A 21866-nucleotide genomic window follows, 5' to 3' on the forward strand; every position below is an offset into this window, starting at 1 on the left:
TGTGCCCGGCGTGCGACGGCGTGACTTCTAGCTCGTGAACGCGCCGTCGATGAGTTCGTCGAAGCGCTCCAGCGCCTCGTCGCAGTCGGCGTCGATGCCCCGCAGCGCCCCGCGGTCGGCGAGATACCGCTGCGCGTAGAGCCGGGCGACCAGCGCCTTGCGCTCCCCGCCGCGGGTGGCACGCTCCCAGGCGGCCTGCTCGGTGAGCAGCGCCGCCGCGTACACGTCACCCATGAATTGGGCCAGCGGGAACAGGCGCGCCTCGGCGATGTCGCGGTCCAGCTTGGACCATGCGGTGATCGCCGCGTCCAAATCCTCGATGCGCCCGGCGACCAGCCGGGTGGTGTCGTCGTCATCGGAAACCGACACGGCATCGCGTAGCCGCGCCAACAACGGCTCATGGGCGCGGGTCTGCTCGATGCCACGCCGCACGTCCAGGCAGAGGATGTTGTCGGGCCCTTCCCAGATGGTGTTCACCTGCGCGTCGCGCAGCAACCGGGCCACCGGCCAGGTCTCGATATAGCCGTTGCCGCCATGGATTTCGATCGCGTCGGACGCGGCGGTGATCCCGAGCCGGCACACCTTGAGCTTGGTGACCGGCACGGCGATGCGTTGCCGCATGCTGCGGGGCTGACGATGGTTGGTGGCGCCGGTGCCGTCGAAAACCATCGCCTGCGCGGCTTCGACGTCGACGACCAGCTCGGCGAGCTTGCGCCGCATCAGCGGCTTGTCGATGAGTGTCCCGCCGAACGCGTGCCGCCGCCGGGCGTAACACAGCGACTCGACCAGGGCGCGGCGCGCGTTGCCGAGCCCGAACAGGGCGATGCCCAGGCGCGCGGCGTTGGTCAGCTCCATCATGCGGCCCAGCCCCTTGCCGTCCGACGGTCCCGCGTGTCGTCCTGAGCCGCTCGGCTCCTCGGATAGCAGAAACGCCTCGGCGTCAACGAATTCCACCTCGCCGGAGGCCACCGATCGGGTGCCGAGCTTGTCCTTCAGGCGGCGCACCCGCACCCCGTTGCGCGAACCGTCGCGGCGGGTACGCAGCACCAGGAAGTTGGCGATGCCCCGCGACGAGTCGGGTGCGCCCTCCGGCTTGGCCATCACGACGAACGCCTCGCCGCCACAGTTTGACGCAAACCACTTAAAGCCGTTGAGAATCCACGCACCTTCATTTTCGCCGCCTACGCGTCGAGCAGTCGTCTCGAGCGCGCCCAGGTCCGAGCCGCCGGTGCGTTCGGTCAGCAGTTGCGCCGTCTCGCCCGCCCACTCGCCCGAGGCGAACTTGGCCAGCACGTGCTCTCGCACGTCGGCCGGCGCGTAGGCGGCCACCAGCGACTGGACCATGCCGCCGCCGGTGCCCAGCGCGCAGCCCATCCCGATATCGGCCTGGTTGAGTAGATAGTTGGACGCGAACAGGCTTAGGCCCGAGCTCACTTTGGCGGCGCGCGCGTCGTCGCGCAGGGCCTGCTGGGCATCCAGGACCGCGCGCTTGGACTGGGTGAACGAGGCCGGCATGACGACCTGGCTCACGTCGTGTCCCCAGCGGTCATAACGCTCCAGCCGGGGCGGGTTGCGGTCGGTCTCCTCCGCCCATCGCGCGACCGGGCCGGCCATCAACTCGCCCATCCGCACCAGATGCGGCTCTACGACCGCGAGTTCGTCCGGTTGCAGGTAGTACGCCATGGTGAACTGCAGGGTGGGATCGGTGCGATACCAGTTGAGACCCACGGCCCCGCGGTAGTTTTCGGTTTGGTAACGCTGCGACTTCTCCTCCGTGGAGAAGGGCAGCCTGTCCACCGCCTCTACGGCGTAGTCGCTCATGGAAGAGACGCTACGCGCCCGTGAGGAAAACCAGGCGAACCCTGCCGATCTGGATCTCGTCGCCGTTGGCCAGCACCGCCGAGTCGACGGGCTCCCGGTTGAGATAGGTGCGGTTCATACTGCCCACGTCGACGATGCGGAATTGGCCACCCTCGCTGCGCAATTCGGCGTGCCGACGGCTGACGGTGATGTCGTCGAGGTAGATGTCGCTTTCCGGATGCCGGCCCGCCGACATGACGGGTTGGGTCAAGGCAAACCGCGAGCCGGCGTTGGGGCCGCGCGTGACGACGAGCAGCGCCGAGCCCGGGCTCAGTGTCGGTGTGTCCTCGAGCGCCGCGGCGGCTGCGGTCGCAGGCGCGTCGAACTCGGCCGGCAGCGCAGTGCCGATGTCGCCGGTGAGTTCCTCCGAGCCTTCGCGCTGCGTCGGCCGGTTCGGCGTGGACCCGGTGCTGCTCACGCGGCTCGCGGCAGATCCGGGTTGGCCGCGGCCGCCTGCGACGTCGGCCGCGTCGGTGCCGGTGCCCAGCCGACGTAGGTCAGGTACACACCGACGAGGGCGAAGACGACGCACGCGGTGATCCACCAGGCCTGCGCGCCGATCATGTCGTTGGCGAGCGAGGCGAAGAACTTGGGGAAGGCCACCAGCAGCAGGCCCCGCAGCACGATCAGCCAGCCGAGCAGGGAAACGATGATCGCCGCGGCGCCGCGCCAGCTCTGGTGAGCGGCGACAATGGTCAGGCCGAGCAACAAGATGAAGGCGCCGGTGACGAAGGTCCACATCGAGTTCGCCTCGAACTGCGACAGCAGCGACTGCATGTCGGACACGCGCGCCACCGCCGTCACATCGACAATGACGAGGAAGGGACCGAGCACGCGGGAGAAGAAGCGTGTCGTGTGCGACTGTTGTGGAGCGTTCATTGCCGTACCTCTCATGCGGCGCCGGTCATTCGGCGATCTCCTTTATCGGAGCACTTGACCGCGGCGTCGAGATAGGGACTTATGGCACTGCCTGGCAGGGCGTGGGGCTTATACCGGTGCCACGAACTCGGACGTGTAAAACTCCGCCGGATTCTGCGAGTTCGGGTTGGCCCGCTCGATAATCACCCACACACCAGTGGTGCCGGGGCGAATGGTGTCTTGCACGGTCGCCGTTCCGTTGCCCGCCGGGTCGATGTCCATGCCGGAGAAGGCGGTGCCCGGATCACCCGGCCCGCAGGGACTCGACGACGGCCGCGGCATCTGGATGAGCCCGACGTCGAAGTGGGTGCCCGGCTCGGGCTCGTCGTACAGGTGCACCTCGGCGACCGCTTTTGACCCGGAGGTATGGATCAGGGCCGAACCGGTGCCCAGCCCGGGCCGGGGCACCTTGGGGGCGACGCTGACGCGGCTGAAATCGCAGCGCCGATAGTAATTGTCCAGGGCTACCGTGGTGCCGCCCTCGGCGGCCGCTTTGGCAATTTCGAACGCCGCCGCGGGGGTGATCACCACGGTGATCGTCGCCGCACATGTTCCGAGTCGTGTCAGCGCGTGCATGGGGGCCGCCTATTGGGTCCGTGTGAAGGGGATCACAGCGGAATAAGTATTGACCCGAAATTGGCGGAAATAAACCTATCGGGGACAATTACTCGACCGTCAATTTAATGCGGCTATTTGGCGGCTGACCAATTACTGCGAGACCTATATAAAGCGGCTAAGGCTTAATGCGGATCGGTCCCGGGGACCACCACCCGGTGCGGGTCGCGGTGCCGAGGTCGAGCAGCGCGGGCTGGGCATCGGCGACGGTGTCGAACTTGCGCAGCGATCCCCAGTCGCGGCCCCAGTCGTGGGACAGGTAGGTCGACATCACGTGAGCACGCAGGAGCAGGTCGGTGATGCCCAGCAGGCCGCCGTTGACCCCGTCCTGCCAGGTGTCGGTGTCCTGTTTCTTGGCGTTGTAATCCGGAGTGATCCGGAACTTGGGGATCTCGGTGACGCCGTTGGCGTGCAGCATCGGGTGCTGACACGGGAAGGCCAGCCCGACCGCCCAGTCCATCAGCACCGGCTGCGTCGAGCCGACGTACTCCTGCAACGAGCGCAGCTCCGGCACCCGCGGCGGGGTCAGAGCGATCCAGTCGTCCGGCGTGAGGGAGAGGTCCTCGGCGACCACCCGCACCGCGACGGCGTCGGCGGGCATCTGGGAGCGGGCGAAGCGCAGGTTCCGCCAAACCTTAGGTTGTTCCCCGTACAGGTCGTAAGGCACCAGGCGCCCGGCCGGAAGCACGGCGCCGCCGGGACCGGGCTTGCCGAATTCCAATTCCACGGTCTGCCCGTTGGTGTGGTGGTGCAGGATGCTGTTGCCGGCGATCGTGCCGGCGGCGGTCACCACTACCAGCGGGTGTCCGGCGTCGGGCTTGGGCAGTTGATACCAGGCCGAGGTCAGCTTGCTCTGCTGTTGCGCGCCGCTGGTGTAGCTGCCCGCCAGCGGTACCTGATCGGGGTTGAGGCCGTACGGCAGCGGCACCGTCGATCCATTGATACCCGGCGTCGTCAGCTTGAGCGGCGCATCCCAGTCGTAGTCGGTGCCGGGCTGTGGCACCGACGTCTCCTTGACCGACTCGGCCAGCGTGCGATCCGGTACGCCGTTGGGGGTGAATCCGGTTGGGTTGACGCCACCCAGCGGCCCCAGCGGGCCGTAATTGTCGGGCAGCGGCGCCATGAAGCCGGCATTGCTGTCCGGCTCGACGAGCACGTCGTCGGCCAGCCCGCAACCGCCGCTGAATTCCCTCAGGTTGTCCCAGGCGTTGGAGTAGGTGGGGTACTGACGCACGATCCCGGCCGTCATCGACGCGATGAACACCACCGCCATGAATCCCGCTGCGACGGGAATGGGCGCTGCCGTCACCAGCCGCGCCAGCCGTCCCTCGCCGCGGCTCCTGGATGCGAAGTGCAGGTACATCGCCCACAGGGCGGCGATCGCGAACAATGCGAAAAAGATTGTGCTGATCGTGATTCCGCCGATTTTCGGCATGCTGCTGTTGAACGGCACGCCGTAGCTGGAGACGTACCACCAGCCGTTGGTGGTGGCGAAGCACAGCGCCAAGATGAAAAGCACCGCCGCCAGGAACGCCATCCGGTTGCGCGACCAGCGCAGCACCTCATGCGACACCAGCACCGTCGTCAGGGCGGCCATCGCGGCGCCCACAGCGGCGAACAGCCCGAAGTGGTGCACCCACTTGGTTGGCGTGAACATCAGGAAGAACATGGTGCCGAAGATGACGCCCATCAGCCGCCACGCCGGCCCGCGCGCCACACCGGGAACTCGCTTGCGCCGCAACATGATGAACACCGCCGTGAACAGGCACAGCGCGGTGATCAGGAAACCGAAGCGGCGCGAGAGCGATCCGTCGACGGTGGGCAGAATTAGGTAGTAGTACCGCAGGTTCTCGGTGTACCAGGCCTGGCTGGGCCCGATGTCGGTGCGAATCCTGGTGGCTTCCAACACCGTTGACAGCGTCTGATCGGCGAACACCACGGTCAGGATGACCGTGCCGGCGGCCAGCATGGGTGCCACCAGCGGCCAGGTGCCGACCAGGCGATGGCGGCGGACCAGAATCCGCAGGATCGGACGGCCACCGGCGACCAGCGCCGCCACCGCGATCAGTCCGGTGGGCTGGACGCCGAGGGTGAATGCCGCGGTGACGACCGCCAGCGCCGCGGGCGTCAGCCGGCTGTAGCGCATGGAGCGCTCGATCAGCACATAGGTGATCAGCGACCCGACGGCGATGATCGGCTCGGGTCGCAGACCGTTGTCGAACGGCATCCACGCGGTCAGCAGGACCAAGCCCGCCGCCCAATTCGCCGCCTTGCTGCCGGCCACCGCGGGCCCCAGCCGGGGCAGCACCTCACGCGAAAGCAGCAGCCAGCAAACAATTCCCGCGATCAGGTCCGGCAACCGCATCCACAGGCTGGCGTCGCTGACGTGTGTCATCAGCGCCAGCAGGTTGTAGTACCAGCCGAAGGGGTCCTCGGGGCTGCCGAACCAGCGGAAGTAGTTCGACATGTAGCCCGCGTGGTCCGCGACCCGGGCCATGCCCAGGATGTAGCCGTCGTCGGAAGAGTTGGCCCCGATCACGTGCCAGAGCACGAAACCGAAGATCACCACGACATCGGCCAGGGTGAAGGTGCGCCAGTTCGCGGGGATGAGCCGGCGCATCCGGTGGCCGTCCAGCTGGTCGAGGCGCCACAGCGCAACCAGCGCAACGATGGTGGACACGATCGCCACCACCATTGCGACCAGTTTCAAAGTCGTTGGGGTGGTGGAGAACCGGGTGTCGATGGTGGCCGACAGTTTCAACCCAGGCGGGGCGGGACCGGTCAGGTCGGTGAACACCCCCACGATCTGTGGCCGCAGGTTCGGGTCGGGGAAGCCGCCGCTGATGGGTTTGCCCGCCGGATCATTCAGCCCGACGAAGGTGGCGAAGGCGCCGGCCTTCGTCGAGGTGATCTCGATGCGTTGACATTGCGGGGAGGCCACCTGGTCGCGCGCCGCGCTGGCGATCACCACGTTGCGGTCGGTGACGTCCACGCGCTTGCCGTTGACCACAACGAACAACGCGTTCAGCGCGGCGTCCTTGCCCTTTTTGGGTGCCGTGCTCAGCACCACCCCGCCCTCCGGCGGCAGGGCGCGCACCGCGGAGCAGGGCACGGTCGCCGTCACGTCGACCGGGGTGAGCGAAATCAGCGGGGCGGTAACGCTATTCAGTTGACCGCTCTGTGGCCAGTTCAGGGTCGCGGTGGTCTGCACGACGGGCAGCAGCGGGGTGGCCACCGACAACACGAATCCGACCAGGCCGGCGATGGTCGCCACCCAGCGCGTCACCCGCACGTCCTTGACGGTCTGCACGCTCATGGGAGTGCCCGAATCGGTCCCTGCCGGCTCCAGCCGCGCACTGTCATCACACCCTGTTCGATTACGGCGTCCGGCGCCTGATCAGCCGGCACCAACCGGAAGTACTGCTCCACGGATCCCCAGTCGCGGTACCAGTCGCCCCGCAGATACGTCGCGACCGTCGAGGTGCGCAGCATGGTCTGCAGGAACAGGAACGGTCCGCCGGCCTCACCGGACTGCCACCCGTTCGACGACGACGCGGTTTGTTTGTGATCGGGCAGGATTCGGTACTGCGGAAGTTCGGCAACGCCAAGGTGTTCGGAGAACGGCCGCTGGCACGGGAAATTCGCGGCGGTCGCGATGTCCATCAGCACCGGTGTCTGCGATCCCATCAATTGCTGCAGGGTTTGCAGCACCGGGACCCGCGGCGGCGTGAACGCGAACCACTGATCCGAACTCAGGTTCGGGTCGTAGGCGACGATGCGCGCCACATTCGCCTCGGGCGGCGCCCAGGTCAGCGGGAACCGCAGATTGCGCCACGCCGGCTCGGGCCCGATGTCGATCGGCTGCACCTCCCCGAGCGGCTGGGTGCTGCCGTCGGGGCGGGCGATGCCCCACTGCAACTTGAGCGACTGTCCGTAGGTGAAGGTGCCGTCCTCCTTGTACGACCAGATGGCGCCGGACGCCGACACCACGACGATCGGGCGGTCCGGCGTGCGGGGCGGCAGCTGGTACCAGGCCGAGGTGGCGGTGGCAGCCAGCGAGTTCTCGCCGTAGCTGCCCATCACCGGCGTGCGGGCCGGGTCGAGGCCGAACGGCAGCGCCGCGTGCGAGCCGTTGACGCCGGCGGGGCCCTTCCCGCCAGCGGTGCCCGCGGAGTCACTCATGGCGGCGTTCGGCTTGTTCGGTGACGCGTCGGAATTCACCACCCCCGGTTTGGTGACCACCGGATAGGACCTCAGGTCATCGCCGACGCCGTCGGGTTTGAAGCCGACCGGGTTGGCGCCGCCGAGCGGGCCGTCCGGGCCGAACGTCTGCCCGGGCGCCGGCTGCAGCATGCCGGCGTTGGGGTCGGGCTCGGTCAGCACGTCGTCGGCCATCGCGCAGCTGGCGGGCGACAGGCCCGAACTGATGGCGGCCAGATTGGCCTTCCCGGTGGTGTAGAGCGGGTAGCGGAACACCGCGCCCTTGGTCAGCGAGGCGACTTCGCCGACCACCATGATGGTCGCGACCACCAGCAGCGGGGTCGACGCCAGCACCCGGTTGCGCCGGTTGTCCTTGACCTCGGTGTGTCCGGCGTAGTCCATCCGGAAGTGCTGCCAGGCGGCCAGCAGCCCGGTGAGGATCGACAACGTCAGGAACATCGACGTCACGGGGTGGCTGGCGACCACCGGCTGGATGTCGTACCACGGCACCCCGTAGTTGCCGACGTAGAACCAGCCGTTGATGCCGGAGGTCGCCACCGCCACCACGAACAGCAGGGCCGTGACGTACAGCGTCAGGTTGCGGCGGTTGTGCAGGCCGATCCGCGCCAGCGCGAACGCGGTTACCGCACCCAGCGCCCCGGCCAGTCCGGCGAACGCGCCGAACTGGACGGCCCACTTCGTCGGGGTGAACGTCAAGAGCAACAGGCCGACGGCCGTGGTGCCGATCAACCGCCAGGCCGGCCCGCTGGCGACCCCGGGCACCCCGCCCCGGCGCAGCAGGATGACCAGCATGCCGAACAGGCACAGCAGCAGCACCAGCACCGCGAATCGCCTCGCCATCGACCCGTCGGGGTTGGACTCCACCGTGAGGAAGTAGTAGCGAAGCCAGTCCTGGTACCACGCGATCGTCGGCCCGACCTTGTATTTGATGCGCGCCGACTCGGCGACGGTCGCCAGCGTTTGGCTGCGGAACACCACGACGGTGATCAGCGACAGCGACGCCGCCAGCACCGCCAGCGGGGCGAGCAGCCCGTCGGTCACCCGGCGCCGCCGGATCGTCTGGGCGACGGCCCGCGCCCCGGTCAGCAGCGCCGCGACGGCGATCAGGCCCTGCGGCGCCAGCGTCGCGGTGAGCATCGCGACGAAGATGGCGACGGCGGCCGGGGCCAGGCGTTGCAGCGCGATCGCGCGTTCGACCAGGATCCAGGTGACCAGCACGCCGAGGGCGATCAGCGGCTCGGGCCGCAGACCGTTGTTGAACGGCAGCCAGGCGGCCAGAAACACCGCGCCCGCGGTGAAGACGGCCACCCGGTTCGCCGCCAGTCCGCCCCTGGCGGGCCCCAGCCTGCGCAGGATCAAGTGGCTGATCACCAGCCAGCAGGCGATGCCGGCCAGCGTGGCCGGCAGCCGCATCCACACGCCTGCGGTGCTCACCGATGCCAGCCTGGACAGCAGCCCCAGGTACCAGTCGAACGGCGCGTCCGTCGTGCCGAAGTAGCGGTAGTAGTCGACGATGTAGCCGGCCTTCGGGGCGACGCGGGCGATGGTCAGGTTGTAGCCGTCGTCGGACGAGGTGGCGCCGATGACGTGCCAGAGCAGCAGCGTCGCGATCACTCCGGCGTCGGCGATCCAGGTGGCGATGCCGACGCGCCGCCACGAATTCCAGCGCGCACGGGGACGGTACCGGGAGAGCCAGGCGATCGGGGACTGCCAATTGATCAGGGTGCCGCCACCCCGGCTGCGCCGGTCGAGCGCGGCCAGCGCGATGACGGCCGTCAGGACGGCCAGCGCGCCCACGCCCATGGCGAGCTGCTTGAGGGCCGTTGGGGCCGTGATGAACCGGGTGTCGATGTCGACGCGGGCCGACAGCCCGGGCTGTGCGGGCACCTTCAGGTCGGTGAAGATCCCGCCGACCTGCGGCTTCTTCTCCGAGGGCAGTACCCCGGAGGCGCCTGGCATGCCGACGAACTCCGCACCGGCCGCGCCCGCGTCGGCCCAGGCGTGCAGCACGCTGCAGGCCCCGCCGGCGACCGCCGGGCGCGGTGCCGCCACGGCCACGGTGTCGCGGAACGCGACGACCACCAGGTCCTTGTCCGCGCGCACGAACAGCCCGTTCTTGCCGGCGTCCATGCCGCCGGCGGGCAGGGTGGAGACCACCAGTCCGCCGCCGGGGGGCAGGGTGGCGATCGCCGCGCACGGGATGGAGATGTCCAGCGCGCGCGGCGCCCCGGACACCAGGGGAGCGGTGATCTGGGTGATGTGACCGTCCGCGGTGCCCTGCGGCCACAGCACGGTCGCGGTGGTCTGTTTCACCGGGAGCAACGGGACCAGCACGCACAACAGCAGACCCACGAGGCCGGCGACGACTGCCACCAAGCGAGGGATCCGCTGCGAACGCTGATCATCGTCGTGGGGCACGAGGCTCGATCGTAAGCGAAGCTGCTTTGTCCGCTGAGGACGCGGGGCCGCGCGGGGCCGCCCGGCGTCAGCGGGCCAGCCGCGCGGCGAGCGTGTCGAGACCCGGGCCGGCGAGGTCGGCGAGCGCCGCGCGGCGGCCGGACATCGCCATCAGCAGCGCCTCACCCGGTCCGGTGACTTCCGGCCCGTGGCCGTGTTCCCAGTCGACATCGGTGGCGCGCAGGCGCAGGCCCCTGATCCGGCGGCCGGCGCCGAGCCTGGGGTTGCCCGGCACCAGGCCGAGGACCCGTTCGAGCCGATCGGCCGGCACGCTGCGCGGCAGGCCCAGCGCGCGACGGATGTCTTGGTGATGGATGGTGCAGTCGACGAGCGCGATCATCCCGCCGAAACCTGCTGTCAGCCCGCGTGGTTCGAGATGGGCACGCAGTAAGTCGAGCAGCTGCCCGGCGGTCAGGTCGGCGAGTTCGTCGACGCCCACCTGGTTGGCCCGGACGACCCAGCCCTTGGCGAAGCGCTTCAGCAGCCCCAGTGTGCCGAGCTCTTCGTAGCTGATCACATGCGCGACAACGTCTTTCACGGTCCACTTCGAGCACAGGCTGGGGGCGTCCCACTGCTGCGGCGTCAGGGTGGCCAGGAAATCCGCCAGGTCGGCACGCTCGTCGTGGGCCATGCTCATCAGGGTGGCAGTCATTGCCGGGCCCCGGCGAGCAGCAGCCGGCCATACCGGTCCAGGTACAGCGGCCAGCCCGCGTCACCGTCGACACCCTCGGCGACGGATTCCCACCCGGGTCCGTGGCGGTCCAGGTGGCGATGCTCGAGGTCGACCCGGGTGCGGTCATCGGATTCGGCGGTGAAGCGCACTTCGACTTCACTGGTTTTCGATTGGTCGGGTTCCAGTTGCCAGGTTGGGCCGATATCCCAGGTGAACACGAGGCGGCGGGGTGGCTCGTAGGCCAAGATCCGCGCCCAGCGGCATACGCTGCCGTCGACGCCGCGGTCGTAGATGTGCCCGCCCACCCGGCGCTCGAAGACCGTCTCGGCGATCGCGACCGCCAGCAGATTGTGCTCCCGAGGTTTGAAGTCGCCGAACTGCTCGGTGAAGACGGCGAACGCCCGCTCGATCGGCGCGTTGACCACGACGTGGTGTGTGACATTCGGAATCCGTTGCGTCACAGGGGTTCTCCTTTACTCTCATCGATCTTCTGGGCGTAGCCGGCCAGCGCCTGCGACCAGAACCGGTCGAGATCGGCGCGCAACGCCTCGAGGCCCGTCGGGTCGAGTTGATAGACGCGCCGGGTGCCCGCCGCGCGGTCGCGCACCAGCCCCGCGCATTTGAGCACCTTGAGGTGTTGCGAAACGGCCGGCCTGCTGACGGGCAGATGCCGCGCCAGTTCTCCGACGGCGGCCGGGCCGTGCGCGAGCCGCTCCAAGATGGCCCTGCGCGTCCGGTCCGCCAGGGCGTCCCAGGCATCCCCATCGGCTTGGTAAGCCGCCACGAACCGTAAGCCTACGCTTACCGACAGCGGCGCGGCAATGCCTGCGACGCCGGGGATCGGGGCAACGGGCCATCGATCGGACGCGCGCGACCTTGGGATCGGTAGCGGGCCCGACCTTCTGCACTGGCGGGATGAACATCCTCCGCGTCACAAAGCGGGTACTCGCTGGTGCATTGCTTTCGGGCGGCTTCGTCGTCGTCGGGTCGGGCCTGGCCGCGGGAACCGGCCATGCTCAGCCCGCCCCGATGGTGTGCCAGGACCCAAGCCGCGGGCCGAGCCCCACCAACAGCTGCACCTACCAATGGTGCCCAGGCTCACCGGAGCTGAAGAATATGCCGGACTGGGACAGAAACGTCTGCCACCCTTGGTATTTCGATCAGAACAGCCCGGTGACCAATTCGACCATCATCGAAGGTTTTCCACCGCCGCGGCCGCCGTCGCCGCCGTGCATCCCGTTCATCAACTGCCTGCCCGGGTTGTGACGGCTAGGTCTTGCGCAGGGGCGCGGGATTCCACAGGCCGCTGCGGGTTGCCGTGCCGAGCTGCAGGCGGGCGGGCTGCGCATCGGCGTAATAGGGCGTCAGCCGTTGCAGCGAGCCCCAGTCGCGCGACCAGTCGTCCTTCAGATAGGTGGCCATGGTGGCCGCCTTTACCAGCAGCTCGGTGACGCCGAGCGGTCCGCCACCGTTGTTGTCCATCACCGGCGAGTTGGCCTCCGCGCCGAAACGGTCCGGCAGGATGCGCCATTTCGGCGTCTCGTCGACACCGTTTTGATGGCCGAACGGCCGCTGGCAGGGGAACGCCAGCCCGACCAGCCAGTCCAGGAACACCGGGTCCCGCGATCCCACCACGTCCTGCAGCGTGCGCAGCTGCGGGATCCGCGGCGGTGTGAGCGCGATCCAGTGCTGCGGCGCCAGGTCCTCGTCGTCGGCGACCAACCGGATCTGGGTGGCGCCGGTGGGGATGGCCGACAACGGCAACCGCAAGTTACGCCAGGCCGGGGAGGCGCCCACATCGGCGAGCTGGAACGATCCGCCGGGGTGTCCGTGGGCGGCTTCGTCATCGGTGGCCCATTGCACCTGGACCTCGCGGGGGTCGAAGCGGCCGGCCGCGCTCACCACCAGCAGCGGCCGCGCCTGGTCGCGGGCGGGCAGTCGGTACCAGCCCGATCGCAGGTGGGCGGGCACCTGGATGCCGGGTCGCCAGCTGCCCAGGACGGGCGTGCGCGACGGATCGAGGTTGTAGGGCAGCTGGGCAACCGAACCGTTGATTCCCGGCGCCGGAGTGGTGCCGCCCTCGGTGCCGGCTTCGGCGCCGGTAACCAGCTTGTCGTCGTTGATGAAGCTGCGGTCACCCGGCCGCTCCATCACGGGGTCGGCGCGGACGTCCGCGGGAATCCCGTTGGGCGTGAAGGCTTCCGAGAGGCCCGCGCCAAGTGCGTCGCCCACCGTGGCGCTCACCGGCGACAGCGTGCCGGCGTTGGGGTCCTGTTCCACCAGCACGTCCTCGGCCAGTCCGCACGACTTGCCGGTCAGCGCCTCGAGGTTGGAGCGGCCCACCGTCCACGCGGGGTACTGGTCGGTCATCGCCAGGGTCAGCGATGCCACCTCGAACACCACCAGCAGCCATGTCGCAATCGCCAAGGGGGACTGGACGATTCCGGCGGCCCGCGCGCCGAGGCGGGTTTTCGGTGCGCCGTTTTCGGGATCGACGAAATGGAACCACGCGGCCAGCAGGAGCACCACGACGGTCAGCCCGAGCAGCGCGGTGGCGAAGGCATAGTGCCACGCCGGGAACGAATTCGACCATGGCACACCGAAATTGGACACATACCACCAGCCGTTGACGCTGGCGAACGACAAGGCCACCAGGAACAGCACGACGGCGGCGAACATGGTGCGGTTGCGCCGGGATCGCATCGCCACGGACGTCACGGCTATCGCGGCCAGCGCGCCTAGCGGTCCGGCCAGCCCGGCGAACACCCCGAAGTGGTGGGTCCACTTGGTGGGAGTGAACATCATCGCGAGGAACGAGATGATGGTGATCCCGACGATGCGGCGGCTCGGCCCGGCGGCCGTGCCCGGAATCCGGCCCTTGCGCAACGACATTGCGACCGTGATCCCGAGCGCCAGGACCAGCGCCAGCACGGCGAAGCGGCGGGCGACCGACCCGTCGGGACTGGCCATGAACAGCCGCTCGTAGCGGATGTGTTCGTCGAACCAACTCAGGCTGGGCCCGACGGCGCGCTTGAGCATGCTGGCCTGAACCTCGCCGGCCAGCGTCTGGTCGCGGAATATGAGGATGGCGGTGACGGTGACCGCGGCGAACAGGGGCGCCACCAAAGGCAGCGCGCCGAACCGCTTGGACCGGCGGTGCAGGATGGTCCGCAGCGGTCCGATCGCGACGAGCAGCGCACCGATCGAGGCGATACCCGTCGGCCCGGAAAACAGCGTCAGCGCACCGATGATGCAGGCGACCGCCACCGGCAGCAGGCGGCTGGTGGCCACCGCGCGTTCCACCGAGCACCAGGTCAGCAGGATGCCCAGCGCGATGATCGGCTCGGGCCGCAGGCCGTTGTTGAGCGGCAGCCACACGGCCAGGAACATGCCGGCCGCCGTCCACGCCGCGCCACGGTTCAGCTTCACGGCGTGACCCAGGCGGGGCATGACTTCCCGGCTGATCACCCACCAGCACGTCAGCGCCATGGCCAGGGTGGGCAACCGCATCCAGATGCTGGCGGTGCTGACGTGCGCCCACAGCGCCAGCAGGTCGTAGTACCAACCGAAGGGGGCCTCCGGCGTGCCGAACCAGCGGTAGTAGTTGGCCATGTAACCGGCGTGCTCGGAGACCCGGGCCATGGTCAGGATGTAGCCGTCGTCGGACGTGTTGGCCCCGACGAACTGCCACCACACCAGCACGGCGATCACCAGGGCGTCCAGGCCGCCGACCGACCACCAGCGCGACGGCAGGAAGCGGCGATGTCGGGTGCCGTCCGCGGTGTCGAGCAGGTGCAGCGCGACCAGGGCGGCGGCGGTCAGCACGACCCCGAGGACCATCGCCGCCATCTTCAGTTGGGTGGGGCTGCTGCTGTAGCGGGTGTCAACGGTCGCCGAGAAGGTCAGGCCCGGCGGCGCCGGCCCCGCCAGATCGGTGAAGACACCGACGATTTGGGGCCGGAAGTCATAGCCGCTCTTCTCCCCGCGCAGCGGCGAGCCGGGATGCTCGGCGTTGGGGCCCTGGGTCAGCCCGACGAACTCGGCGGTGACGCGGTCGGCGTGCGCGGTGAAGGTCAACCGCTGGCAGGCGGGGCTGAGCACCTGGCTCAGCGGGGCGGTCACCACCGCCACGTTGCGCACCACCACCACCAGGTAGTCGTTGGCGCGTTGGATGAGCAGCCCGCGGTCGACGGCCTTGGGAGCCTGCTTGGGCACCGTCGACAACAGCACCGTCTTCGCCGCGTTCGCCGGGCCGGCGAGGCCCGCGGCGGCCTGGCAGGGCACGGTGACGTTGAGGTCGGTGGCGACGTACCCGATCAGCGGCGCGTCGACGCTCTCGAAGTTGCCGTTCTGCGGCCAGTTGAGCTGGGCGGTGGTCTGGTTGACCGGCAGCAGCGGGGTGGCGATGGCCAGCAGCGCCCCGAGCAGCCCGGCGACGGTGGCAACCAACCGAGTGATCCGGTGGTTCGCTCCCGTGTCGGTCACGGTGGTAGATGCTAGTTCTTCGACGCCCGGCTGCCCCTTTTGAGGCACGGTGTCGGTGCTCATCAGCGGCCTGCCGGGGGCTTGCGGATGGCCACCACGAACGGGCCGGCGCTGTGGACGACGAACTGCGGGCTGTCGAAGAGGGCGGCCCGCAGGTCGACGGTGTAGCGACGGACGTTGGGCTGGTTGGGATACACGTCCTCGGCAAGCCGCAGCGTGTAGTTGCCGTTCGCGCCGCGCCGCATGAGAAACACCGTGGGCGGTGGCCAGGGGCAGGTGTCGAGCGCGTGGATGAGGTCGTCGGCGGACTTGAGTTTCGACCACTTGTTGATCTGGGCGGCCCGCAGGTCGAACTGCGCCAGCGGGTTGGCGTAGTGCGACGTCAATCCCTGGAATCCCCAATAGGGATAGAAGGACAGGAAGCTGTAGTCGGCGGTCATCACGACGGTCTGATCGCGGGGCCTGCCGGTCACCGTGGCGATGGCGTGGTCGATGTCGGGGTAGAACTTCTCCGAACTCGGTGGGCGGCGGTCTCCGCGCTGGCCGTTGCCGTCGGTGTCGGTGTAGGCGATGGTGAGATCCGGGCGCAACACGTCGGGGATGTCCTGGCTGAACGCGATCGCGGCGGCCAGGCCGACGGCGCCGGCGACGGGAAGGACGGCCCGGCCGCGCGCTGACAGCGCCCGGACGGCCTCGACGAAGCCGAATGCCCCGGCGGCCACCAGCAGCACGGTCAACGTCGGTTGCAGCCGGAAGGACAGCAGCGTGGTGCGCGCCAGCGTGGTCAGCATCGACAGCAGCGACCACAGGTAGACGGCCAGCACCCCGATGGCCAGGGCCCCGGCCCGCACGGACGACCCGGCCCGCACCACCAACCAGAGGGCGCCCAGCAGGCAGACCGCGCCCAGCAGGGAGAACTGCAGCATCGGGAAGGTCAGCACGGCGCCGTCGGCGGGCAGGTAGTGCTGGGCGCTGCCGGAGTTGCTGACCGGGCTTCGCACCGCTCGCAACAGGAACGGCAGCCAGGTGGTGCTCGCGATGGCCGCGGCGATGACCGCGACGACGGCCAGCCGGCGCAGCGGGTCGAGCGCGGCCCTGGCGCCGCCCCGCCGCCAGCGCAGGCCGGCCAGCCACACGGCCATCAGCAGGACGGTGAACGCGCCGAACGCGAACAGCAGCAGGTACCAGGTGGCCATCCAGCCGACGAATAGTCCGGCGCCGACGATCGCGGCCCAGCCGCCGTTGCGCTCGCCGCCGCGCAGACCCGACCAGGTCAGCACCAGCACCGGCGGCAGCAGCACGGTGATCATGGCCGCGTAGGGCTCGGGCGAGCCGTAGGCGAGCGTCGCCGCCGCCGTCGCGGTGGTGACGATCAGCGCGTACTCGAAGCGCACCATCCGCCACCACAGCACCAGGGCGACGGCCACCGCGATCGTGATGGAGGTGACGGCCCACGGCTTGTAGACCTCCCAGGCCGGTGTGCCGCTCAGCGCCGCGGCGCGCCCGCCGAGCCAGAACCAGCCGGGCGGGTAGAACGGCGGCAGCCCGATGTAGGTCATGTCGCGCAGGGCGGGGCTGTCGGCGAGCCGGGTCAGGTATTCGGTGCGGAACTGCTGGTCGACGGAGATGCCGAACAGGTACAGCTTGGTCGCGCCCAGCGGCATGCCCAGCGTCACGACGGTGAACGCGGACACAAACGCCAGCCCGCCCAGCTGCGCGAGCCAGCGAAACCGGCCGGAGCGTCCCCAGGCCCAGCCCACGGCGACCAGACCGGCCAGGCAGCCGACCTGCCCCACGGTGGTCAGCGCGTGCAACTGGTTGGACGACGGGAAGGCCGGCCACTGCACGCGGGAGATGGCGACCAGCGAGATCACCGCGACCACGACGGCCACCGCCACCGCGACCGCCATCTGGCCCAGGACGGCCAGCGCGTTGCGCATGATCAGATTGGCAGCTTGCGGAAGACGCTCCGCGGGATGTGTCGCAACACCATCATCACGTAGCGGAATGCTGCTGGCGCCCAAACCAATTCCTTACCCTTTGCGGCGGCGGTCACGGCGAGGTTGGCGACGTACTCCTTGTCCACGGTCAACGGAGCTTCCTTGACGTGCGCGCTCATCCGGGTGCGCACCTGACCCGGGCGGATCACCAGGACGCGAACACCGTACTCGCGCAACGCCTCTCCCAGGCCCAGGTAGAAGCCGTCCAGCCCCGCCTTGGTGGAGCCGTAGACGAAGTTGGATCGCCGTACCCGCTCCCCGGCGGCCGAGCTCATCGCGATGATCTGGCCGAAGCCCTGGGCGCGCATCTTCTCGCCGAGCAGCACACCCACCGAAACCGCTGCGGTGTAATTGATTTCGGCGGCCAAGACGGCCTTGCGCTGGTCCTGCCACAGCTCCTCGGCATCGCCGAGGATGCCGAAGGCGACGATGGCCACGTCGACGTCACCGTGGGCGAAGGCAGCGTCGATCGTTTTCGGGTGGCTGTCGGGGTCGGTGGCCTCGAAATCGATCAGCTCGACCGAGCGCGCGCCCGCCGCCTTCATCTGGGCGACCGCGGCGTCGCGGCCCGGGTCGTTCGGCATGGCGGCCAGCACGATGCGGGCGTGCGCGTTCTGCAGGTAGCGCTCACAGATGGCCAGCCCGATCTCGGAGGTACCGCCGAGTAGCAGGATGGTCTGCGGATTTCCCACGGCATCTAAAACCATTGGCGCACCATTACAACAGCTCCAAACGTCGGGCCATGTCCGAGGCGAACACCCCGGCGGGATCAACCTTGCGGCGCACCGCGATCCACTCGTCGATGCGCGGGTACATGGCGTGGAAGGTCTCGGCACTCGCGCGGGAATCCTTGGCGGTGTACACCCGGCCGCCGAACTCCAGGACCCGCCGGTCGAGTTCGTTGAGGAACTCGTTGATGCCCGGCTTGTTGGGGAAATCCATCGCGACGTTCCAGCCGGCCATCGGGAAACTCAACGGCGCGCGGTTGCCCGGCCCGAACAGTTTGAAAACGTTCAGCGCCGAGTAGTGGCCGCGGGTCTGGATCCAGCGGATGATGGCCTTGAACTCGTCCATCGCGTCCGGCGGCACCAGGAACTGGTGTTGCGCGAAACCCATTGGGCCGTAAGCGTTGTTCCAGCCACTGACCAGGTCGAGCATGTGGTAGAACTGCGACAGGTTCATGATCTTGCCGGTGTAGTTACCGCCCAACCGGTAGTACACCTCGCCGATCGCCATGAAGGACAGCTTGTTCATCGCGCTGACGGGAAATACGTTCGGCACCGTCAACAGTTGTGGCGCATCGAATTTCAGCGGATCCTTGGCCAGCTTCTTGGGCAGTTGGTCGAGCTTCGCCAGGCTGCCGCGGCTGACGGCGGCCCGGCCGAGCTTGGGGGGCGGACTGATCAGGTCGAACCAGGCGCTCGAGTAGGTGTAGTTGGCCTCGCTGCCGTCGAGGTGCACGGCGACCGTTTCGTCGAGGTCTTTGGTGGCCACCCCGTCGGCGACGAAATAGGCCGTCTCGGTGGGCGTCATCTCGATGGTCGCGCGCAGCACGATCCCGGTCAGGCCGTTGCCGCCGACGGTGACCCAGAACAGCTCGGCGTCATCCCCGTCGGGGGTGAGGGTGCGGACGCTGCCGTCGGCCATCAGCAGGTCCATCGAGCGCACGTGGTTGCCGAAGCTGCCCGCGCTGTGGTGGTTCTTGCCGTGGATGTCGCAGGCGATCGCGCCGCCGACCGTGACCTGGCGGGTGCCCGGCAGCACCGGGACCCACAGCCCGAACGGGAGCGCCGCCTTCATCAGCTGGTCCAGGCTGACGCCGGCGTCGACGTCGACCAGCCGGGTGTCGGCGCTGATCGAGTGGATGCGGTTGAGCCCGGTCATGTCGATCACCAGGCCGCCGCCGTTTTGCGCGTTGTCGCCGTAGGACCGGCCCAGCCCGCGCGCGATGACGCCGCGACCGTGCGGGCCGCCGGATTCGGCCACCCGGGCGACGGCCTTCGCGATCACCTCGGGGTCGCGGGTCGAGAGCACCTCGGCCACCGACGGCGCGGTGCGGCCGAAGCCGGTCAGCCGGGTAGTGGTGGTGGGAATATCGGTGCTCAACATCGTCACAGAGGGTACCGCTTGCGAGCGTCGGCTCAGCGGATGCGGAAGATTACCGCCCGCTGCACGACGAAGTTGATCACCGTCGCGGTGCCCTGCGCTATCACGAACGCGACGGGTATCGCCCACCCGCGGTAGTGCAAAAGCGCCAGGCACAGATGGTTCAGGCCGACCTGCACGGCGAAGGTGATGCCGTAGAGAACCATGACCGCGACGAACCGCGCGGTGCTCGGGGCGGCCTGGAACGTCCACCGGCGGTTGATCAGATAGGCGGTGATGGTGCCCACGACGAAGCTGCTGGCCTTGGCCAGGTCAACCTGGACGCCGACGGCTTTGTACAGCGCCAGGTACAGGCCGAAGTCGACGATCCCCGCCAGGCCGCCGGTGACGACGAACCGCGTCACCTGTGTCGTCAGACTCAACTGCGGGCTCGGCGGCGCGGCGTCGGGCAGCGGGGCAACCATTGGGGGGAGTTTAACGGGACCGGCGGGGCCTCCCGGGACGCGTTACCGGGGCAGCTTGACCGATATGAGCTCGACCTGATCCTCGCCCTGCGGGGTCGAGTAGGTCACCGTGTCGCCGGCCTTGTGTCCGGCCAAGGCCTGGGCCAGGGGGCTGCGCGCCGTCAGCGTCTCGCCTTCCCGGCCGACCGGCGTCTCTTCGACGATGGAGATCACGTGCATCGTGACCACTTCCCCGTCGGAGAACCGAAGGGTCACCTCGGTGCCACCCGGCAGCGTTTCCGACGCGTCGGGCTGCGACGGCCCGGTCCGCATGCGCCGGTCCAGCTCGTTGATCCGGTCGCTGAGCCCAACCAGCTCCTCGGCGCGCTGAATCGCCTCGGCCGCGTCGCCGTGATCGCCCACCATGCCGCGGTCGTTCCGGACCTCCACCTCCAGGCGGTCCCGCCGCTGCCGCAGCCGCTCCAGCTCAGCGGCCAGGTTCGCCCGCGCCGCGTCCGCTGCTGATTGGACCTTTTTGCTCACGTCGATGGACCTTTCGCCCCGTTTGCTCAAGTGGCGTTCCAGTGTCGCACCACGACGAGGCGGCCGCCACCATTATCGAGTAAGCGGCGGGTCCCACTCAGCGACTGGTCGAGCCGGATTCGGAGTTCGTGGTGAGCGGCGGTGCGCCGTCCTCGTCGTCGTAGTACTCGACGGTGCCCCGCAGGGCGTCGAAGATCGCCCTGCCCTGGGCGACCAGGCCGCTGGCCACCTCGGTGAGCCCTTCGGCGCCGTTGAGCACGGTCACGTTGGCGTTGGCGAGCCCCCGGGCCGCCTTCTCCACGATCTCGGGCAGCTGGTCGATGAGCGCCTTGTCCAGCGCGACCCGGTTGTGCGACGCCGCCGCCTCCGCCTGGATCTTCATCTTCTCCGCATCGGCGACGGCCAGGATGCGCACGCGTTCGGCCTCGGCCTCGGCGGGTTTGACCACTTCGGCGACCAGTTCCTGCTGGCGCAGCTCGGCCGCGCGTTCGGCCAGTTCGGTGCGCATCTGCAGCACCTCGCGCTGGGCCTCGGCCTCGGCCAGCGGCCCGGCCTGCGCGGCTTCGGCCTGGGCCTTGTCCACCTCGGCCTTGTACTGCGCCTTGACGATCGCGGTTTGGCGGGCGAATTCGGCCTGCTTGCGCTGGGATTCCTGCTCGGCTTCGGCGGCCGCCTGGTTGGCCTGCGCCTGCGCGATCTGCGCCTGCTGCTGGATCGCGGCGTTGTGCGGTGCCGACATGGCGTCGATGTAACCCAGGCCGTCGTCGTCGATGGACTGGATCTGCAGGGCGTCGACGGTCAGCCCGATGCGGGCCATCTCTTCCTTGGACCCGTCGAGGACTTCGGTCGCCAGTTTCTGGCGCTCCCGGATGATCTCCTCGACCGTCATCGAGCCGATGATCGAGCGCAGGTGACCGGCGAAGATCCGGCCGGTCAGCACGGACATCTGGTCCTGCTCGGACAGGAATCGCTGTGCCGCGCTGATGATGCTCTCGGTGTCGTTGCCGACCTTGAAAGCGATCACCGCCCGGACGTTGAGGGTGATGCCCTGTTGGGTCACGCACTTCTCGGCGACCTCCGCCTCGCACATGGCCAGCGTGAGGAACCGAGCCTTGCGGAAGACCGGCAGGATGAACGCACCGTGACCGGTCACCACACGGAACGGGGCGTTGCTTCTGGTTCGGGCACCGGAGATGAGCATCGCCTCGTCGGGGGCGGGCACCTTGTAACCGAGCATCGGGAACTCCTTTTTCGGGTTTCGCTGTTGTATCCCGGCGATCCGGGCCGTCTTGGGTCAGGCGAGGCCCTGCCAGGGCTCGACCACCACCGTCCGGGCGTCCCTGACTTCGACCACCAGCACCTCGGCGCCCTTGGGCAGGGGATGGTCGGACCACGCCAAAAACGCTTCCTTCGCACCCCGCACGGTGACCAGCACCTCGCCGGCCCCACGGTCCCCGCGGGTTGCCACGGTCAACGTCCCAACACAGCCGATTGCCGCGGCGTCGCTCACGAACGCATACTCTCGCATCGGCAAAGCGGGCGTCG

General features: G+C 68.8%; 18 protein-coding genes. 1 reads left to right on the forward strand and 17 read right to left on the reverse strand.

Translation table 11 applies throughout. The annotated features are described in order from the left end of the window. Positions 1 to 27: 27 nt before the first annotated feature. From A5697_RS11690 to A5697_RS11730, 9 genes are all read right to left on the reverse strand, one after another. Complete coding sequence (locus A5697_RS11690; RefSeq protein ID WP_068010487.1) at positions 28 to 1821, reverse strand: acyl-CoA dehydrogenase family protein; 1794 nt, start codon at positions 1819 to 1821, stop codon at positions 28 to 30. Between the two features lie 10 nt (positions 1822 to 1831). Next, positions 1832 to 2278, reverse strand: a complete 447-nt coding sequence (locus A5697_RS11695) for an FHA domain-containing protein (protein WP_067948265.1) — start codon at positions 2276 to 2278, stop codon at positions 1832 to 1834. Then, positions 2275 to 2739, reverse strand: a complete 465-nt coding sequence (locus A5697_RS11700) for a hypothetical protein (RefSeq protein ID WP_067948267.1) — start codon at positions 2737 to 2739, stop codon at positions 2275 to 2277. Before A5697_RS11700 ends, A5697_RS11695 begins: the two co-directional genes overlap by 4 nt. A gap of 108 nt (positions 2740 to 2847) precedes the next feature. Beyond that, positions 2848 to 3354 (reverse strand): hypothetical protein, encoded by a 507-nt coding sequence (locus A5697_RS11705; protein ID WP_068010491.1) that lies wholly within the window; start codon positions 3352 to 3354, stop codon positions 2848 to 2850. A 157-nt stretch (positions 3355 to 3511) separates the two neighbouring features. Further along, positions 3512 to 6709: an arabinosyltransferase domain-containing protein gene (locus tag A5697_RS11710; RefSeq protein ID WP_068010494.1), complete on the reverse strand. Its 3198-nt coding sequence runs from the start codon at positions 6707 to 6709 to the stop codon at positions 3512 to 3514. After that, positions 6706 to 10032, reverse strand: a complete 3327-nt coding sequence (locus tag A5697_RS11715) for an arabinosyltransferase domain-containing protein (RefSeq protein ID WP_068010496.1) — start codon at positions 10030 to 10032, stop codon at positions 6706 to 6708. Before A5697_RS11715 ends, A5697_RS11710 begins: the two co-directional genes overlap by 4 nt. 67 nt (positions 10033 to 10099) lie before the next feature. Next, the gene (locus A5697_RS11720; protein ID WP_068010498.1) at positions 10100 to 10723 is read right to left on the reverse strand and encodes a maleylpyruvate isomerase family mycothiol-dependent enzyme; all 624 of its coding nucleotides are present in this window, start codon (positions 10721 to 10723) and stop codon (positions 10100 to 10102) included. Further along, positions 10720 to 11205 carry an SRPBCC family protein gene (locus A5697_RS11725; RefSeq protein WP_067948276.1) on the reverse strand — a complete coding sequence of 162 codons (486 nt, stop codon included), beginning with the start codon at positions 11203 to 11205 and terminating at the stop codon, positions 10720 to 10722. Before A5697_RS11725 ends, A5697_RS11720 begins: the two co-directional genes overlap by 4 nt. Further along, entirely contained in the window at positions 11202 to 11528 is a 327-nt protein-coding gene (locus A5697_RS11730; protein WP_068010500.1) for a helix-turn-helix transcriptional regulator, read from the reverse strand. The genes A5697_RS11725 and A5697_RS11730 overlap by 4 nt, the downstream gene beginning before the upstream one ends. 131 nt (positions 11529 to 11659) lie before the next feature. Between A5697_RS11730 and A5697_RS11735 the strand changes: the two genes are divergently transcribed. After that, the gene (locus tag A5697_RS11735) at positions 11660 to 12010 is read left to right on the forward strand and encodes a hypothetical protein (RefSeq protein ID WP_068010502.1); all 351 of its coding nucleotides are present in this window, start codon (positions 11660 to 11662) and stop codon (positions 12008 to 12010) included. A gap of 3 nt (positions 12011 to 12013) precedes the next feature. Here the strand turns inward: A5697_RS11735 and A5697_RS11740 are convergent, their stop codons facing one another. From A5697_RS11740 to A5697_RS11775, 8 genes are all read right to left on the reverse strand, one after another. Continuing rightward, the gene (locus tag A5697_RS11740; protein WP_156673259.1) at positions 12014 to 15292 is read right to left on the reverse strand and encodes an arabinosyltransferase domain-containing protein; all 3279 of its coding nucleotides are present in this window, start codon (positions 15290 to 15292) and stop codon (positions 12014 to 12016) included. Next, positions 15292 to 17169: a galactan 5-O-arabinofuranosyltransferase gene (locus A5697_RS11745; protein WP_068010505.1), complete on the reverse strand. Its 1878-nt coding sequence runs from the start codon at positions 17167 to 17169 to the stop codon at positions 15292 to 15294. The genes A5697_RS11740 and A5697_RS11745 overlap by 1 nt, the downstream gene beginning before the upstream one ends. A 2-nt stretch (positions 17170 to 17171) precedes the next feature. Next, complete coding sequence (locus tag A5697_RS11750; protein ID WP_067948284.1) at positions 17172 to 17936, reverse strand: decaprenylphospho-beta-D-erythro-pentofuranosid-2-ulose 2-reductase; 765 nt, start codon at positions 17934 to 17936, stop codon at positions 17172 to 17174. A 10-nt stretch (positions 17937 to 17946) separates the two neighbouring features. After that, positions 17947 to 19338 (reverse strand): FAD-binding oxidoreductase, encoded by a 1392-nt coding sequence (locus tag A5697_RS11755; protein WP_067948286.1) that lies wholly within the window; start codon positions 19336 to 19338, stop codon positions 17947 to 17949. A gap of 32 nt (positions 19339 to 19370) precedes the next feature. Beyond that, the gene (locus A5697_RS11760) at positions 19371 to 19799 is read right to left on the reverse strand and encodes a GtrA family protein (protein WP_067948288.1); all 429 of its coding nucleotides are present in this window, start codon (positions 19797 to 19799) and stop codon (positions 19371 to 19373) included. 42 nt (positions 19800 to 19841) lie between these two features. After that, positions 19842 to 20321, reverse strand: coding sequence for a GreA/GreB family elongation factor (locus A5697_RS11765; RefSeq protein ID WP_067948290.1), 480 nt, complete (start codon positions 20319 to 20321; stop codon positions 19842 to 19844). 97 nt (positions 20322 to 20418) lie between these two features. Continuing rightward, positions 20419 to 21558: a flotillin family protein gene (locus tag A5697_RS11770; RefSeq protein WP_067948292.1), complete on the reverse strand. Its 1140-nt coding sequence runs from the start codon at positions 21556 to 21558 to the stop codon at positions 20419 to 20421. Positions 21559 to 21615: 57 nt separating this feature from the next. Continuing rightward, a complete protein-coding gene (locus tag A5697_RS11775; protein ID WP_082953347.1) occupies positions 21616 to 21831 on the reverse strand; it encodes a hypothetical protein in 216 nt (71 codons plus the stop codon). Between the last annotated feature and the right edge of the window lie 35 nt (positions 21832 to 21866).

This window comes from Mycobacterium sp. E3251 (genome assembly GCF_001666835.1).
Classification (GTDB): Bacteria; Actinomycetota; Actinomycetes; order Mycobacteriales; family Mycobacteriaceae; genus Mycobacterium.